Consider the following 17832-nt stretch of genomic DNA (forward strand, 5'->3'; position numbering starts at 1 on the left):
ATCTGCTATTTTATATTAGCCTGAGAAATATCAATCTCTATAGTAGCTTTTTCTCCTGTAGCCTGCCAAAAATTAAAGAAAAAATTACCCCAATCAGGAGTTCCTTTTTTAGTAAAGTTATCTAGATCCATATTAATAGATGCAATCCTTTCATCACTTAATTTTGAAGTAGAAATAACTACGGTAATTCCTTTAAAGCTTTTTTGAGAATTCTCTTCAGAAGGTACACGAGCTCCATTCTTTGTAATAAGGTCTGCTGCTGTAAAAGTTGTAATTTTATCTGCTGCAAATTTACCTCCACTTGCTACTGCTTGTGGATTCTCAGCCACTTGAATCGATTCGAGTTCGCTTTCTTTTATTAGCCCCATAAGGTATAATTCTAAATTACCATACGGCAATGTGTTTCCTCCATTAGCAAAAGTTCCAAATCCATTTTCACCATCCCGTTTTCCTTGATAATTATTACCTCCTAAATCAATAAGTTCATCAAAACCACCAAGTTGCCCTCCTACGCTAGAATATCCCCAGTGACCACCAACCGTAGTTGGGATAAAATCATAATTCCCCCAATAATGCATTATTTCATGTAAAAAGGGGCCATTTTTAATATATTCGGCCCTTGGCATATGAATAATACTCTTCAATGTACCCTGAGATCCATATGCAGCAGTATTATTATATATGGACGAACCTATACCTTCTACATCGTTTTTAACCTTTTGAGTAACTCCATAATACAAATCATTAGGTTGTTCTGTTTCAACAGAGAGTATAAAAATAAAATCAAAATTGTCATTTAAATGCTCATACACCTTTTTAGACACCATAGCAAAATCACCATTTCCGGCAATAAACTTATTATAATCAGCTTCTGATAAAACATAGTTTATAAGTTTGTTGTCTTTGCCTAAAATAAAATCTTCTGAAAAAACAGTTTGTTCTCCTGATGGATCAGGATCAGGATCAACTCCTGTATCTGTAGAGCCGGTAGTATCATCTTTACTACAGGATAAAAAACAAAAAACAAATAAACCTACAAAAGATAAGATCTTTAGGCTCTGCTTTGGTTGGGGCTTTAGCATGATATAAATTCTTAAGTTATAAAAAAACAACGCTATAATAGACACTTTATTTGAATTATACAGCAAATAAATTGAACCTATTTATAAGGAACTGATAACAAAATTTCTAGTCATTTAGCTTTAATACCGCCATAAACGCTTCCTGAGGAATCTCTACATTTCCTACCTGACGCATTCGTTTCTTTCCTTTCTTCTGCTTTTCTAATAATTTACGCTTACGAGAAATATCACCACCATAACATTTGGCTGTTACATCTTTACGAAGAGCTTTTACCGTTTCACGAGCTATAAACTTAGCTCCAATTGCTGCTTGTATCGGGATATCAAATTGTTGGCGAGGGATTAATTCTTTTAATTTCTCACAGATTTTTTTACCAATATCATAAGCATTATCCTTGTGCAATAATGCAGATAACGCATCTACAATATTTCCGTTAAGTAATATATCTACCTTTACCAGTTTAGAAGCACGTAAACCGATCGGCGTATAATCAAAAGACGCATATCCTTTTGATACTGTTTTTAAGCGATCATAAAAATCAAATACGATCTCTGCCAATGGCATATCAAAAGTAAGCTCTACTCGTTCTGTAGTTAAATAGGTCTGATTAGTAATCTCTCCACGTTTCTCAATACATAAAGACATTACAGATCCTACAAAATCAGATTTGGTAATAATAGAAGCTTTGATATATGGTTCTTCTACTCTGTTCATAGAAGAAGGGTCAGGTAAATCCGATGGGTTGTTTACAATTATGATATCATCGGGATTTTTATTAGTAAACGCATGATAAGATACGTTAGGTACTGTAGTAATCACAGTCATATTAAACTCACGTTCTAATCGCTCCTGGATAATCTCCATATGTAACATCCCTAAGAATCCACATCTAAAACCAAAACCTAATGCTGCAGAACTCTCTGGTACAAAAACCAGAGAAGCATCATTAAGCTGTAATTTTTCCATAGAATTACGAAGCTCTTCATAATCTTCTGTATCTACAGGATAAATCCCTGCAAATACCATGGGTTTTACATCCTCAAAACCTTCGATTGCATTTTGTGTAGGTGTTTTAGCATCTGTGATAGTATCTCCTACTTTTACTTCTCGAGCATCTTTGATTCCTGTAATCAGGTATCCCACATCACCTGTTTTGATTACTTGTTTAGGTTCCTGATTTAATTTCAATGTTCCTACCTCATCAGCAAAATAGTTTTTCCCGGTAGCCACAAACTTAATCTGTTGCCCCTTCTTAATCTCACCATTAACTACCTTAAAATATGTTTCTACGCCTCTAAATGAGTTATATACCGAATCAAAAATCAGGGCTTGTAATGGCTCTTCAGGATTTCCTTTTGGTGAGGGAACGCGCTCTATAATTGCAGTAAGAATCTCTTCTATTCCAATTCCTGTTTTAGCACTTGCAGGAATTACATCCTCTGCATCACATCCTAAAAGATCCACAATATCATCGGTAACCTCTTCTGGATTAGCACTTGGTAAATCTACTTTATTGAGTACCGGAATAATTTCCAGATCATTTTCGAGAGCCAGGTATAAATTAGAAATTGTCTGTGCCTGTATACTTTGCGCTGCATCTACAATTAGCAATGCTCCTTCACAAGCTGCAATAGAACGAGAAACCTCATATGAAAAATCAACATGGCCAGGAGTATCAATAAGATTAAGGATATACTCCTCTCCTTTATGCGTATATTCCATCTGGATTGCATGACTCTTGATGGTAATCCCACGCTCGCGCTCCAAATCCATACTATCAAGTAATTGCGCCTGAGCTTCGCGTGCGGTTACTGATCCGGTAAAGTCCAATAATCGATCTGCCAGTGTACTTTTACCGTGATCAATATGTGCGATAATGCAAAAATTTCTAATATTTTTCATGTAGTCTCTCTCTTGTATACCGTCAAATCTAACATAATCATTTATAAAGGTATATCAATCATTTTTAAATACCCATTATGGGTCTCATTCTTCTTTTTCAATACGTTTTAGGGCGTGACCCGTCATTACATTATGGGGCGGGCTATCTGCGCTACATGGTAGCTTGCTCCTATCCCTAACGCAATTTTCACACTCTTAATAACTTGCAAATATAATCGATTTTAGAAGCTTTATACTATCTCTCCCTGTATTTTTAGATCTTACTCATTTCAAAAAAATAAGGCCTCACAGATCTCAGAGACCTGTGAGGTCTTAAAGAATTTGTATTTTTACCAAAAAAATAGTTGCTGTGACCAAAATAGGAGACATAGATGTAGGAGAATTCCCATTATTATTAGCCCCGATGGAAGATGTAAGCGATCCTCCTTTTCGTGCATTGTGTAAAGAGCAAGGAGCCGATGTAGTGTATACAGAATTTATTTCTAGTGAAGGACTAATACGTGATGCTGCCAAAAGCGTCATGAAGCTTGATATTTATGAAAAAGAACGCCCGGTTGGTATTCAGATTTTTGGAGCTAACTTGGATTCTATGCTTAAATCTGTTGAGATTGTAGAAGCATCAGGCCCTGATATTATTGATATTAATTTTGGGTGCCCCGTAAAAAAAGTAGTGAGCAAAGGTGCCGGAGCAGGAATTCTTAAAGATATTGATCTTATGGTTTCTCTTACCGAAGCCATGGTTAAACATACCAAATTACCTGTTACCGTAAAGACCAGATTGGGTTGGGATCATGACTCTATCAGAATTGTAGAAGTTGCAGAGCGACTACAGGATGTGGGAGCCAAAGCCATTTCTATTCATGGTCGTACCCGGGCACAGATGTATAAAGGCAATGCAGATTGGAAACCTATTGCCGAAGTAAAAAACAATCCGAGAATGCACATTCCTGTATTTGGGAATGGTGATGTAGATACACCCGAGCGTGCTATGGAAATGAGAGATCAATATGGTCTTGATGGCGCTATGATTGGCCGTGCCAGTATTGGTTATCCCTGGTTTTTTAAGGAAGTAAAACATTATTTTAAAACCGGTAAGCTTTTACCACCACCAACTATAGAAGAACGAGTAAATGCAGCACGTAGACACTTACAAATGGCAATTGATTGGAAAGGTGAAAAATTAGGCGTTTTTGAAACCCGAAGACATTATACCAATTACTTTAAAGGAATACCTCATTTTAAAGAATATCGGACCAAAATGGTAACCAGTGACCTCCCCGAAGATGTATTTGCTGCTTTTGATGAAGTACAGTCTACATTCACCGGATTTGAGTTTGTATAATTTTAAAAAACCAAAAGGCATTGTGTTAGGGATAGTAGTGATTACCCCACAGAAAAGCTGCTATTCTGAGCCCAGTCGAAAGATCAACATATCGAGGAGTAAAAACGGATAGCCCGCCCGAACACCCATATCTTTATCTATAATAATGACTACACTAATTCACCAATTTCTGATTAATTCTACTAGAAGCTAAAAGAGAAGCTATAAAACCGATAATAGTAATCGTAAAAAACACCACAACAAAACTAATCATGGTAATACGAGTTGGATAAGGTAACGAAGGTGTGATCATTAATAATTCAAATTGCTGTTGCAATACAATAAGTATAAACCCTAATAACAATCCTAATACTGTACCCAAAACGGTCATAAGTGAACCTTGAAACAAAAATATTTTTCTGATACTCGGCAGAGAAGCCCCCACATTATAGAGTGTTTTTACATTGTTTTTCTTATCGATAATCATCATAATAATGGCTCCGGCGACATTAAACAGGGCAATAATGGCAATCAACGTGATCACCAGATAGGATACTAAATTCTCGGTATTTAACATCTTATACAATGTATCATTAAGCTGTACCCTGTTTTTTACAATCACATTATGATCAAAAATCTGCTGTAATTCATCTATCACTACTTCTTCATTAGCTTGTGGTGATAGTTTAAGCTCTATATGAGTCACTTTATCTTCTGGTAATTCCAATAATTTTCGTACTAATCCCGTAGTTGCAAAAATATATTTTTTATCAAGTTCTTCATTTACACTATACACCCCAATATTTACTGCTTTCTCTGATCTAAATGCTTTTGATGGGTCGCTGGGAATACCTTTACCCGGTTTTGGTACATAAATACTTAGCAGGTTTGTATACGTTTGCTCAACTCCCATATTAAGTTCCCTGCTAATGCCATTACCCGCAACTACCTGAAAATCATTATTGGTTAACCAATCCCCGAATACCAGTATACTATCGGCATGAATAACGTTATGATAATTAGCATCTACTCCTTTGATATAGGACATCTTTTGTTTATCCATAAACTCTAGGAAAACACGCTCTTCTACAATTTCAGAAAAATTGGCAACCCCATCAAGTTTAGCTAGTTTTTCTTTTTGGGTATCGGTAAATGTAAATGTCTTTCCGCTTGACGGAAAAATCTTAAGATCGGGATCAAAATATGAAGAAAACTGAAGGCTAAAATCCTTAAGCCCTGCAAATCCCGATAACACAAGAAATAATGCCATCGCTCCTATGACTACACCGGTCGCAGCAATAATTGTAATAATATTAATAGCATTGCTACTACCAGGAGAAAACAGGTATCGCTTTGCGATGTAGTATGAAAAATTCAAATCCTTATGATGAGCATTAGATATGTATGAAATTTTAATTCTGCAATAAAGATAAGAGAAAAGAAAATTCTATTTCTTCTACTTTCTATGATTTTTCTATTTTATGGCACTACCTAAAATTACTTCTTTTTACGTTTTTCGAGAAGTTCGGGATTATTAATCGGATCTTCTTTCCCTTTTACAGCTTCTTCTATATTAGAAATATACTCAAGAGAATCATCAATAAAATAGGATAATTCTGGCATACGGCGTAACTGATTTCTGGTACGCTGTGCTACCTGATGTTTTATTTGTGATCTTACCTGGTTTACTTCTTTTAGCACTCTTTCTCCTTCCTGATGCGGGAATACACTCATATATACTTTTGCAATAGATAGATCTGTAGTCACACTTACTTTGGTAACGGAAACCAAAATCCCCTGTACTCCCGCTTCACGTAATGCAAGTTGTATCACATCGGCTACATCCCGTTGTAATACTCCTCCAATTTTTTTCTGTCTGTTTGTTTCCATGGTGCAAAAGTACAATTTATATGTATTTTTGCCACATAGTGATAAAAGTATATTATGAATCATATCAATAAAATAGAACACCTGGGCATTGCAGTCAAAGATATCGAGCAAGCAAATACATTATATGAGAAACTTTTGGGAGTCGCTCCATATAAGCAGGAAGCCGTAGAAAGCGAAGCTGTAATCACCTCTTTTTTTAAAGTGGGAGATAGTAAAATAGAATTACTGGCCAGTACCCGGGAGGATGGACCTATCGGAAAATTTATTACCAAAAAGGGAGAAGGTATTCATCACATCGCTTTTGATGTCGATAATATCGAACTAGAGCTGGATCGATTAGAAAAAGAAGGGTTTCAATTAATCAATAAAACACCAAAACCTGGTGCTGATAATAAATTAGTTGCTTTTCTTCATCCTAAAAGCACAAATGGGGTTTTAATAGAGTTATGCCAGGAAAAACCTATTGATCAGGATATTACAAAATAAATACTATCGTTTTTATAGCTCTTTTTTCCTTTTTTAAAGAGGAATCAAAGCCATTATCTGGCTTAGGAATAAAAGACTATTAAAATAATAGAAAAATGTTTGGCGTGTTTATATCAAATCCTTAAATTTGCCCTCCGTTTTAGGTCCCATAGCTCAGCTGGTTAGAGCACCTGACTCATAATCAGGGGGTCCTTGGTTCGAGCCCAAGTGGGACCACCTTAATAATCAAAGAGTTACGATAATAAAATTTCGTAACTCTTTTTGTTTTTATACCTTTTTGCAACAATTTGCTCGGTTTTTGCTCGGTTTTGGTGGTTTAATACAGGCTCAAATATCCTTAAACACAAACTAAATGAGTCTTTATTATTATTCTTTGTAATTTAATTTTAAGCCTTGATCCAAAGAATTAAAATTATAATTCATTGAAAATATCAAAAGCATGGTGATAAAGTCTTTTATACGAAGCATGGTTATTTTTATTGTTTTCTTCATATAGTGCTTTCAACCTCTCCGCTATTATAGAACCATCAATATTTGGATTATTTATTATCAAATTATTTTTATTGTCTTCATCTTCCTTTATTTCAAATTCTTGATTTTTCAAAAAACTTGGCAAACTGATTATATCCATTTTTTTATTATCATCGACAGGTATATAAAAAACATCAAAATGAAATTTATTGGGATTTCTAATATTTTGAAGTAAATCAGATGTTACTCTTGCATCAATCACATACGAATTGTCAAATAAAAAATATTCTGAAGAATTTTGTGCGTCTTTGCTAATTCCTGGAATCTCCCAACGGTTATATCTATCAATATTAAACTTTCTTAAAAACTTCTTCTCCTCTTTTTGAGCTCGATAATTAAACAAGTGTAATTCTACTAAGAAACTTTCTTTTAAAGAGAAATTATTAATATAACAAACTGAACACTCCAGACGTTTTGAAAAAGACGTACTATAATTCATCAAACGAATCAAAGAATAATCAAAGGACAATTCATTAGATATTACATCCTTAAAATAGATTGTTTTGATAAATGATCGTGACAAATTTAAACTATCAAAAAAACACTTTCTAAATCTTATGTATTCGGAAGATAAACCACTAAAGTTAGGATTCTGAAAAACACAATCTTCAAAGGCAATATTATCCATAACAGAATTCTCTAATTTGATATTCCCAAAGTCTTTATTTTTAAAAGTGTAATTTTTCAATTCTGAATAGGAAAAATCTCCGCTTTCAAATATCTTTAAATAAGTTTCTTGACCTAGATTAGCATTTGTCAAATTAATAAGTAATTGACCTCTTTCTGGACTTCTAAGAAAAGTTAATGAGTCATTTTGAAGGTATTTATAGGGTTTTAAACTTCTCGACAATGATATAATTCTTCCAATTAATTGACTTGATAGCTCTCTCTTGGTGTTTAAATTATTACTTAATTCGGAAGCAATTGCATCCATCACATTGCTAAAAAGAAAAACAATAGAGCTTCTTCTGCCAGCTTCTTGCAAATATGTTTGCTGTTCCAGTCTAATATTTTGATTATTAATCAATTCATTCTGTTTACATATAAGTACATTCTGATTATCAATTTTTTCATTTTGTTTCCCTAGATATTGAGTCTGAATAATTAGAAAACAAGTAGGAATCAAACCTATTACTATTGCAAATATTCCAACTCTCGTCAATCGCCAAATAACATGTGTGCCTAGATTAGAAATTGAATCAACTGAAATTTTTTCTTCTGTATTATATTCTTCAATTGTTTGTTTAATGGCAGATTTTAAACCTTTCCCAACAAAAATCGAGACTCCTTGCCTAATAATCCATTTAATTGTACCTGTTTTTCTTTTTTTGGATTGCTCAACATCTTCTAATTTAGATTTTAGAAGTTTATTTTCAGATTCTAATTCTCTGTAGTTTGATTTCTCTTCGCCCAAAACAACAAGATGTTAATTAAAAAATATAATTATGACGAAGGGTAATTAAATTAGAATATAAATATAGTAAAAATAGATGCAGAAAAACAAACATTATTTACAAGGTCAGCAATATAGATATAAAGCAAGCTAAATTAAATGAGAATCTTTTTCAACAGGAATAACGTTATCATATTTCTTGTTTTTTTACATAAATCTACACTATCAATCTACTCTAATCAAGACAAACTTAGATGAGAATAGATACTTTCTACTTCAAACTTAATCCAGTTGGATTCTGTATAACGAAGTGATCTCATACTATTTAAATCAAACATTTTAAATCACAATTTTGATAGTTAAACTTCAATTTACAAATTCTATTTATCTTCCTTTGTTTATGATCTATAATTACTTATGTTGGCTGTGTAAAAAAAACGATCAATTAAATCTAAAATGTTTATAATTTTTTAATAACAAAACTTTGATAAAGTCTTTAATCAAAGACATTTGGATTAATTTTAGAAAAAGTTTTGGAGATAAATAATGTTGAAAATAAAAAGCAAAAAAGTAGAAGGGATTATACCAGAAATCATTGATCAATATGCATATACTGATACTTCTGAAAGACCTTGGATTATTGGTTTTAGTGGAGGGAAAGATTCAACAGTACTTTTGACTCTAGTATGGATAGCCCTAGAAAGGATTCGTAAAGAAATGCCGTATCCTTATCAATTAAGAAGGCCAGTTTATGTAGTTTCCAATGATACAATGGTAGAAAATCCAATAATTTCTAGTTATGTAGATGATGTTCTTGATAAAATACAAGAAAGTGCTAGAGATCAAGGGTTACCTATTTTTGTTCAGAAAACAGTTCCTAAGCTTGAAGAAACCTATTGGATTAATGTAATAGGCAAAGGATATCCTGTGCCTAATAATGCATTTAGATGGTGTACTACTAAGCTAAAAATCAAACCTACCTCAAATTTCTTGTTAGAACAAATAGATCGAAAAGGAGAAGCTATTGTTTTACTGGGCACAAGATATGAAGAAAGCGCTGCTAGAGAACGTTCGATGCGAAAGCATGAAGTAGAAGGTAAACGATTATCAAAACATGAAGCCACTGCAAATACATATGTATATGCTCCCATTAAAGAAATGATGCTTGAAGAAATTTGGTATATAATCAATGTGGTTCCTTCTCCTTGGGGTTTTGATAACTCCATCCTTTTTCAAATTTATTCTGATGCGAGTGCAGATGACTATGAATGCCCCACTGTGGTAACAAGTGAAGAACACAAATCTTGCGGGCAAAGCAGATTTGGATGTTGGACTTGTACTGTCGTTAAAAAAGACAAATCCATGTCTTCACTAGTAGAGAATGGGCAACATTGGATGAAACCTCTTCTTGATTTTAGAAATGACCTTGTTGAACAGAGAAATGTTAGTGAAAACAGAATGTCTACAAGAAGAAATGGGCAAAAAGCAGTTAGAGAGGATGGTACGTTCAATGGAAATTATACCCCAAAATACAGAGCTTCTATTCTTAAAGATTTGCTTACTTTTCAAAAGGAAATTCAAAAGGAAAGACCTCATATAACACTGATTACAAATCAAGAATTAATCGCTATTCAAGTAACTTGGAGTAGAGATATGATATTTGATTATAACGTAGGGGAGATTTACAGAGAAATCTATAATAAAGAGATAAGTACAAATAACATTAAATCGCTTGATAATACTGAGAGAAGGATTTTGAAAGATGTCTGTAAGGATGATATTCAGTATTACCATCTAATAGATAATTTAATTTCTTTACAAGAAACTAAGACATTGATGATTTCTAAATATGGTTTACACAATGATGTAGAAAACAGAATAGAATCTTTTGTAAATGATAACGAAATATGAAGATAAGTAAAATAAACTTAACAAATTTCAGAATATACAAAGGTGAAAACAAGTTAATATTCCCTTCTAATGGAGAAAAAAACATCAGTATAATAGCAGGGAAAAATGGTTTTGGGAAAACAACTTTTTTGACTTCTTTAATTTGGGTTTTTTATGGAAAACTAATGGCTCAAGTTGAAGATAAATACAAAAAAGACATTAAAAATTCTGGTGGTTATGAAAAGTATTTGAAATCACTGATTAATCGAAGTGTAAAAAGAGATTTCGAGCAAAATGATTCAGAAATTTCTAACTTTTCTGTTGAAGTTGAACTACAAGATTTATTCATACCATCTATCCCTTGCAGAACTGTAACTATAAAAAGATCTTTTGATTTAAAATCTGAAGAAGAAAACCTGATTATCTTAATAGATGGAGATGAAAATGAACTAACCAAAGACGTAGGTTACGAGGTTTTTATCGATGACTTTATTTTACCTAGAGAGATAGCCAAATTCTTCTTTTTTGATGCAGAAAAAATAGTTTCTCTTGCCGAAGCTAAATCAAATAGCGAATTAAAGAGTTTGAGTAAGGCGTATTCTGAAGTATTGGGTATTAAAAAGTATGAAGAACTTAAAAATAATCTTGAAGTATTACTTTCAAAACTTCGAAGACGAGGCGGATCTGAATTCGAAAAATCCAAATTAGATGATTTAATTTCTAAAGAAGAAGAACTTCAAAAACGTATCGATCATAATCAAGATAAAAGAGATGATATTGATAAACAAATTACTATTCTAAAGAGTAAAAGTGATAGTCTTCAAGAAAAGTTAATCAGAGAAGGAAATGCTATCACTTTAGAAGAATTAAAAGAATTAAAATCTGAAAGAAATATTCTAAAAGAAGAATCTATTGGAATCAAAAATAAACTTAAAAAGCTTTTAGATATAGTTCCTCTTGTAATTGCTGGAAAACAATTGGTAAAACTTCATGATCAATTGGCTCTAGAAAGTAATGTCCTAAATGGAGTATTAAATTCTCAATTATTGAGAAAGGAAATAGAATCTTTTTCAAAAAGTGTACTTGAAAACATTGATGCTCTAATCTTAGACACTGATTCAAAGAAGAAAGCTAAAGAAGCTCTCAATCTATCATTAGAAACTAAATTCAAAAAGAAAAATACTTCTGAAAATGATAAAAAAGTATTGTTAGATTTTTCTGAAGAAAGATTTAGAGATTTTGAAGCCATTTACACAAATATCAAAACGACTTATGTAAGTCAGTTTAATGCTATTGTTCAGGAAGAGAAAAACAACAGAGTACTACTGTCAAGAGTTACAAATAAAATAAAACAAGCCGAAGCTCGAAAAGATAAGCCATTAGCAAAACAATTTAGAGAAGAAAAAGCTGAAACGGAAAAAAGTATTCAGGAATTTATTGAGCAGAAAAATAAGCTTATAGAAGAATTAGGAGGACTTAATACAAATCATTCTTCAACAAGAAAAGTACGTTCAGAATATGAAAAGAACTTTAATTTGGCTAAAACTGATAGAAAAAAACACCAAGTCACTGAACAACTACTATTAAAAATTAATGATGTTATTAAGAAAATTAAGCAAGACAAAAAATTCTCATTACAGAGGTCTATGATTTTAGGTCTTAAAAGATTAATGCACAAGAATGATTTCATTATAGATGTAAGGGTAAACATCAAAGAAGACATTATGGATATTGATTTATTAGATAAAGAAGGTAATGTTATAGATAAAGATTCTTTGTCTAAAGGAGAACAGCAATTATATGCTACAGCACTGTTAAAAGCATTGGTTGACGAATCTGGCATTAAGTTTCCCGTATTTATTGATAGCCCGTTACAGAAATTTGATAAATTTCACTCTAAAAATATTATTAAAGAGTTCTAAACCATTATAAGTAGGGTTAGAATACTTAAAACGCTCACCTGGCTCAAAATAAAGGCTATCTACTTTTTTAAGAGGAGCAAAATTTTGTGTATCTCTAGCGGTAAGATAAAACTCTCGATTTTGTGATACTTTACGAGAATCAGGTATTCCCGATGTATGAGATAACCAATGTTTAATCTTTATTTTGTTAGCAATCTCTTGATTGGTAAAATCATTAAAATATTTAACTATAGAGTCTTCTATTGACAATAAACCTTGCTGCTGTAATATTAGAATACCGTTAGCTACAAAAGTCTTAGAGATTGAACTGGTATTGAATAAGGTGTGTTCTGTGTTTTTATCTCCTGTTTGCATATCGGCAACCCCATAACTATGTAAAAAAAGGGTTTTCTCTCCTTTTTTAATTAAAACAGTACCCCCAGGTTGATCAGGATTTGGAAACTGTTTAGTATACAAAGAATCGAGTTGAGTTTGTAATAGTGTAGCTTTAGTTACTGTTTGTTTGTTTTTACAGGAACTTAATGAAGCGATGAATAAACAACTCAAAACAAATAAAAGAACTGATGTTTTCATTAAACGATTGATATAATATGGATTTTTATTTTGGATAATTATATCAGTAAAATTGATCTAGGATTTTATAAGTTAATGTATTTATTAATAAAATCTAGTTCAGCTTTCACTTTAGCTAATTTGTTTGAAGGTTTCCTGTATACATGTCCTTCTCCTTTAAAAATTAGAAGTTCTGTTTTTACACCCAAATCTCTTAAAGTATAATACATCGCATATGCATTACTTGTAGGCACTCGCGAATCTTTTTCGCCATGAGTAATCAAAGTAGGCGTTTTTATTTTCGTAGCATTATAGATAGCACTTTCTTTTCTGTAGAGCGTAGGGTTTTCCCATACTTTTATATTATTAAAAAGAATATTTTTATTTACATCCCCATCATTAGTGCCAAAATTTGCAATTTCATTCCATATCCCACAACTGGTTAACGCAACTTTAAATAAAGTTGTTTCTCCAATAATCATATTAGTTAAGTTCCCTCCATAACTAGCCCCTTTAACTACCATTCTATTTCTATCAACCCACTTTTCATTTATTACATATTCAACACCTTTCAAGACATCATCTGTTGGTTTAGTTTTAGGGTTTCCGATAATAGCATCAACAAATTCTTGTCCTCTACCTGTACTACCTCTATAATTAGGTTGTAAAACTAAAAAACCTTTAGAAGCTAATAAGGAGGCGAAATAATAATATTGTAATTTATTAACTGTAATAGCTTCAGATCTACTTGACATGGGCCCTCCATGTATGTCAACAACAAAAGGTAAGTTTTTAGACCCTTTTTTACCCGGAGGCCACATAAGTACACCTTCAATAGTCTCTCCAGTTGAATTTTTCCAAATAATTTTTTCTATTTCAGGTTTAGGGTAGCTATTTAGTTTTTCATTAAAATTAGTTATTTTAATTGGAGTTTTCAACCCTTCTGTTGACCTAGCTATATATACTTCTTCAAATGAGTCATTTTTAACCATAGAAAAAGCGAAGAGTTTTTTTTCGTTATTATTCGTCGTAAAATTATTAATAGTCCCTTTAAAATCACTTATTTTTTTAAAAGAATCTTCCTTATAGATAAAAAGGTTTGATGACGTAGATTCTTCAGCATTAATAAGAACTGTTTTATCTTTTAATGTGACAAAACCTTGTATTTTACCTTTAAAGTTTTTAATCAATTTCTTTGTATTATTATCTAACCCTATAAAATATAATTGATCAAAAGATCTATTATTCTTATTTTTCTGTGGATCTCCAGTAAACATAGAGATTACTTTATCGTTTGTAAACCATCGTGATCGATCCCAAACCATATCTTTTGTCAATTGTTTTATTAATGAACCATTTTTACTATTAATGATATAAGTGTGGGATTCAGAATAAACATCATTACTAAAATAACTTTTAGTTTTATAATTAGAGTATACTATATTTTCTTTATTTGGTGAAATTTCAAAATATGAAACATTTGCTTTAATGGTAAATAAAGAATCTATAATTTTTGACCCTAACTTAAAGGTTTTAAATACCGTATGTCTAATTAAGTTCTCTTTTGGAAGTTTAATGAAACTTGAATTGGTTTTAGGCTTTATCACGGAAATTTTTTCACAAAAAACAATTTGATTATTATCAAGTACTGAATAAGAGTATAATTTCTTTAACCTTTCTTTTGAATTAATTACAGGAGTAATAATAAGTGGGTTTTTAGGAGATATTTTGAATAAGTTGTAACCTATATTATCTTTTGATTTAAATAATAAAAAATCGCTATTACTTGTCCATTTTAGTTGTGAGATTGTGTTTTTAAATATTGGGACTTCTATTTTAGCAATTACATTATCTTTTTCATCAATTTCATATTGCCATAATCTTTTTTGAATTTTATTTTCCTTAAAATCATTTTCATTCGTAACAATAGCTATATATTTCCCATTTGGAGATATGGAAATATTTGAGATATTTATTTGGGATAAGTATTCTTCAACTGGATATCCAACTTCTATTGTAGATTTTTGCCCATAAACTAAATTATTGTAAGCTAGAATTATTATTGCTAATATAATTAAATTCGAACTGATTGTTTTTTTAAAGACTAAATTATTCATTCTGTTCTTAATTTTTAATAAATTATGAGCGATAAAGACAGGTGTTTTTTACACCTGTCTTTAAAAGATTTAAACAATTAAGAGTCATTAACTCTTAATTGTTCTTCTAAAATATAAAATTAAAAAGTTTCTGGTTTTTTAACTCTGTGAATCGAAACTTTTTAAAAAATCACATGGTTTCATCAGTAAGTATAGTACTATTTTCTGGATCCGGACAATCACTTCCTCCTCTAATTATTTTGGGATTATTAATTTTACTGATATGTAATTTTTCTAAGGTTAAATTTTTTTTAGAATCTTTTATTTTTTTTGTGTTAGAATCTTTCATTTCAATATTCATTTTTAATAATTATACATCGTCAAACTTAACAAAAATTATACTTTTAGAATTATTAATAATTTTAGTTATGGTCGATATTTATGAATGTCGACCATAATTCTGTTTGTTTTTTTTAAGCTCTTTTATAAAAAAAGAAGGGTAAACACCTGTATTCTTATAGAATGCCTTAGAAAAAGATTCAGCATTATTGAAGCCAATTTCATTTCCAATTGCTTTGATTGAATATGATCTAATTTTTTTATCTTTTTTTAGCTTTTCAATTATATAGTCAATTCTTAAATCATTAATGTAGTTACTAAAACTTTTATTCTTAGATGAGTTGACTATTTTAGAGAGATATGATGAATTAGTTTTAAACTTTTTTGCAGTACTAATTAAGGTTATATCGTTGGAGAGATAAGAATGATGTTTTTCAAATAGTTCTAGTTTTGAAATAACATTTTCAACTACAGATTTTGATATACCCAGTTTTTCAGAATCTGTACTTTGAAAACTTTTCACATTTATGTTGTGGTTAGTACTTTTAACATTACTATGTAGTAATTTATCAACACGTTTTTGGTAAGTTTTATGTTTTAAGTAAAGCCGATAAATTACAATTAGAAAACTTATAGCTATTATTACAAAAATGCAGACAAGAATATAGGCTCTTTTTTGCTTATTTCTTAATTGACTTATAATTAACTCTTTTTCTAAAATTAGCTGTGGAGTTTCATAATTTGTCAAAATATTTTTAGATAATGTTTTTTCATTCTTAGTTAACACACTATCTACATGTAATAATCGCTCTATATATTTTAATTGTTGCTCCTTATTATTATTTTTCTTATAATAATCAATAAGTAGTTCGTAGGTAGGTCTCATTTCTTGAAAAATAAGACTTTTTTCTAACCCTATTGAATCGGTTTTTTTTAAATACTTAATACTTTTCCCTTCTAAACCTTGTTCTTTTAATGTTTTACCTAAATGAAGATAAGTTACCATTAAATTTGTATATTTTTTGTTTCTTATTTGCTCTTTTTCAGCTTTTTTAAAAGCATCAATTGCTTCATTATAGTTTTTATTTGCATGATTAACGATTCCTAATATCAGAAGAAAAGAAGAATGTAATTTTTCTCCAGATGTTTCACTTTCAGCAATTCCTAATTCAGCAATTTTTTTTGCAGAATCATAATCATCCATTTTACTATAAGCATCTGCCAAAGCAATAAGAGAAACTAAATACTCTCTTTGGTGGGTCTTTTTATGATGTTTAATGAAATCATAATATTCTTTAAAAAGTTGGAGAGCTTGATCTTCTTCTTCACTGGCATTTTTTAACAACCCTATAGAATGTTTTACTTTGTATTGTTGAAAAAGATTATTGTTTTTCTTTGCATATTGATCCATTTTGAGATAATTATCTAAAGCTAAATCATATTTTCCATTTCTATAATAGTAGGCAGCTTTTAAAAAGAAGCCTCTTGCTGGGTAAAGACTATCTTTGATTTCAATAGTTAATTGGATTATGCTATCAGCATAATTTAATGATGAACTTTTGTTTCGATTTATTTTATAATATAACTCATAAGCATTTACAACTTTCATTTTCCTATTAAGTCTCTTAGCTTTTTTTAAATATGTACTTAGGTATAATTTAGCTAAGTTAAAATCATTTCTTTTTTTGTTATGGTTAAATCCCTTTTCTAATTCTTCAAATGTTTTATTTTTTAATGAATCCAAAACCAAATATTCTGATTTCTCCTGATATGCAAAACAACTATAAACTCTAAGAGTTAATAACCCTAAAGTCAAAAATACTGCTATTTCTTTTTGGTACTTTTTCATTGAAAATTTCCAATATTTTAGTTTTACTTTCTCAAGTATTTTCAGAATATTAGGGAACATTGTTTTTTAATAAATAGAGTTATAAATATTTATAAAATAAATGTGTATTGCCTAAGTTCAGATTTTGAAGTTGTAAATATAATATTCTTAATACTTTAAAAACACCTATAAATGACTTATTGTTAAGCTCTTAATTTAAACAGAGTATTACTCGAGATTTATAAAAATAGATCACGATATTCATCAATCTCGATATATCTCCCTTGCATTAACGCAATTCTCCCCGTTATATTTGACTCAACAAAAAACAACCAACATGGAATATATAGAATATAACAGCAAACACAAGTTCATGTCCGATATCTTAAAAATGTTACACCTTAAAATGGATACTTTTATGTATAACCTGGCACATCATACCCCTTATGAGATGGTATTGTATAATTGGATTGATAAACTATACAGTAAAGGAACATCTATAGATGATGCCATACAATTGATTTATAAAGCACGTAATATATTATTGCTTAACCCCAAAAATGGTTTGTGTAGTACCCCAACTTCCTGAGTTTACCAAA

Annotated in this window: 14 protein-coding genes and 1 tRNA gene; 6 read left to right on the forward strand and 9 right to left on the reverse strand. The window is 30.8% G+C overall.

Features of this window, described 5'->3' with window-relative positions; translation table 11 throughout:
• Positions 1–5 precede the first annotated feature (5 nt).
• On the reverse strand, positions 6–1082 hold the full coding sequence (locus Z054_RS0101705) for a hypothetical protein (RefSeq protein ID WP_024768376.1): 1077 nt from the start codon (positions 1080–1082) through the stop codon (positions 6–8).
• Positions 1083–1188: 106 nt separating this feature from the next.
• The gene (gene lepA, locus Z054_RS0101710; RefSeq protein ID WP_024768377.1) at positions 1189–2985 is read right to left on the reverse strand and encodes a translation elongation factor 4; all 1797 of its coding nucleotides are present in this window, start codon (positions 2983–2985) and stop codon (positions 1189–1191) included.
• Positions 2986–3334: 349 nt separating this feature from the next.
• Between lepA and dusB the strand changes: the two genes are divergently transcribed.
• Positions 3335–4327, forward strand: a complete 993-nt coding sequence (gene dusB / locus Z054_RS0101715) for a tRNA dihydrouridine synthase DusB (RefSeq protein WP_024768378.1) — start codon at positions 3335–3337, stop codon at positions 4325–4327.
• 154 nt (positions 4328–4481) lie between these two features.
• On the opposite strand, the gene Z054_RS0101720 is transcribed toward dusB, so the two are convergent.
• Both Z054_RS0101720 and rbfA read right to left on the reverse strand, forming a co-directional pair.
• Entirely contained in the window at positions 4482–5684 is a 1203-nt protein-coding gene (locus tag Z054_RS0101720) for an ABC transporter permease (RefSeq protein WP_024768379.1), read from the reverse strand.
• Between the two features lie 119 nt (positions 5685–5803).
• Positions 5804–6196, reverse strand: a complete 393-nt coding sequence (gene rbfA, locus Z054_RS0101725) for a 30S ribosome-binding factor RbfA (protein WP_024768380.1) — start codon at positions 6194–6196, stop codon at positions 5804–5806.
• A gap of 63 nt (positions 6197–6259) precedes the next feature.
• Between rbfA and mce the strand changes: the two genes are divergently transcribed.
• Positions 6260–6682 (forward strand): methylmalonyl-CoA epimerase, encoded by a 423-nt coding sequence (mce, locus tag Z054_RS0101730; RefSeq protein ID WP_024768381.1) that lies wholly within the window; start codon positions 6260–6262, stop codon positions 6680–6682.
• 142 nt (positions 6683–6824) lie between these two features.
• Positions 6825–6898 (forward strand) — tRNA-Ile (locus Z054_RS0101735).
• A gap of 196 nt (positions 6899–7094) precedes the next feature.
• Here the strand turns inward: Z054_RS0101735 and Z054_RS0101740 are convergent.
• Positions 7095–8627, reverse strand: a complete 1533-nt coding sequence (locus tag Z054_RS0101740) for a pentapeptide repeat-containing protein (protein ID WP_024768382.1) — start codon at positions 8625–8627, stop codon at positions 7095–7097.
• A 525-nt stretch (positions 8628–9152) separates the two neighbouring features.
• On the opposite strand from Z054_RS0101740, the gene dndC reads away from it, so the two are divergent.
• Complete coding sequence (gene dndC, locus Z054_RS0101745; protein WP_174412242.1) at positions 9153–10517, forward strand: DNA phosphorothioation system sulfurtransferase DndC; 1365 nt, start codon at positions 9153–9155, stop codon at positions 10515–10517.
• Complete coding sequence (locus tag Z054_RS27705) at positions 10514–12418, forward strand: AAA family ATPase (protein WP_035090303.1); 1905 nt, start codon at positions 10514–10516, stop codon at positions 12416–12418. Before dndC ends, Z054_RS27705 begins: the two co-directional genes overlap by 4 nt.
• Here the strand turns inward: Z054_RS27705 and Z054_RS27710 are convergent.
• From Z054_RS27710 to Z054_RS0101765, 4 genes are all read right to left on the reverse strand, one after another.
• On the reverse strand, positions 12368–12991 hold the full coding sequence (locus tag Z054_RS27710; RefSeq protein ID WP_051473642.1) for a serine hydrolase domain-containing protein: 624 nt from the start codon (positions 12989–12991) through the stop codon (positions 12368–12370). The two genes, Z054_RS27705 and Z054_RS27710, sit on opposite strands and share 51 nt — an antisense overlap.
• Positions 12992–13056: 65 nt before the next feature.
• On the reverse strand, positions 13057–15087 hold the full coding sequence (locus Z054_RS0101755; RefSeq protein WP_024768384.1) for an alpha/beta hydrolase family protein: 2031 nt from the start codon (positions 15085–15087) through the stop codon (positions 13057–13059).
• Between the two features lie 169 nt (positions 15088–15256).
• Positions 15257–15415, reverse strand: coding sequence for a hypothetical protein (locus Z054_RS31525; protein ID WP_161635229.1), 159 nt, complete (start codon positions 15413–15415; stop codon positions 15257–15259).
• Positions 15416–15505: 90 nt separating this feature from the next.
• Entirely contained in the window at positions 15506–17149 is a 1644-nt protein-coding gene (locus Z054_RS0101765) for a helix-turn-helix domain-containing protein (protein WP_161635230.1), read from the reverse strand.
• 421 nt (positions 17150–17570) lie between these two features.
• Between Z054_RS0101765 and Z054_RS0101770 the strand changes: the two genes are divergently transcribed.
• Positions 17571–17822, forward strand: a complete 252-nt coding sequence (locus tag Z054_RS0101770; RefSeq protein WP_024768386.1) for a hypothetical protein — start codon at positions 17571–17573, stop codon at positions 17820–17822.
• Positions 17823–17832: the final 10 nt, after the last annotated feature.

The sequence above is a fragment of the Aquimarina macrocephali JAMB N27 genome, assembly GCF_000520995.1.
Lineage (GTDB): Bacteria > Bacteroidota > Bacteroidia > Flavobacteriales > Flavobacteriaceae > Aquimarina > Aquimarina macrocephali.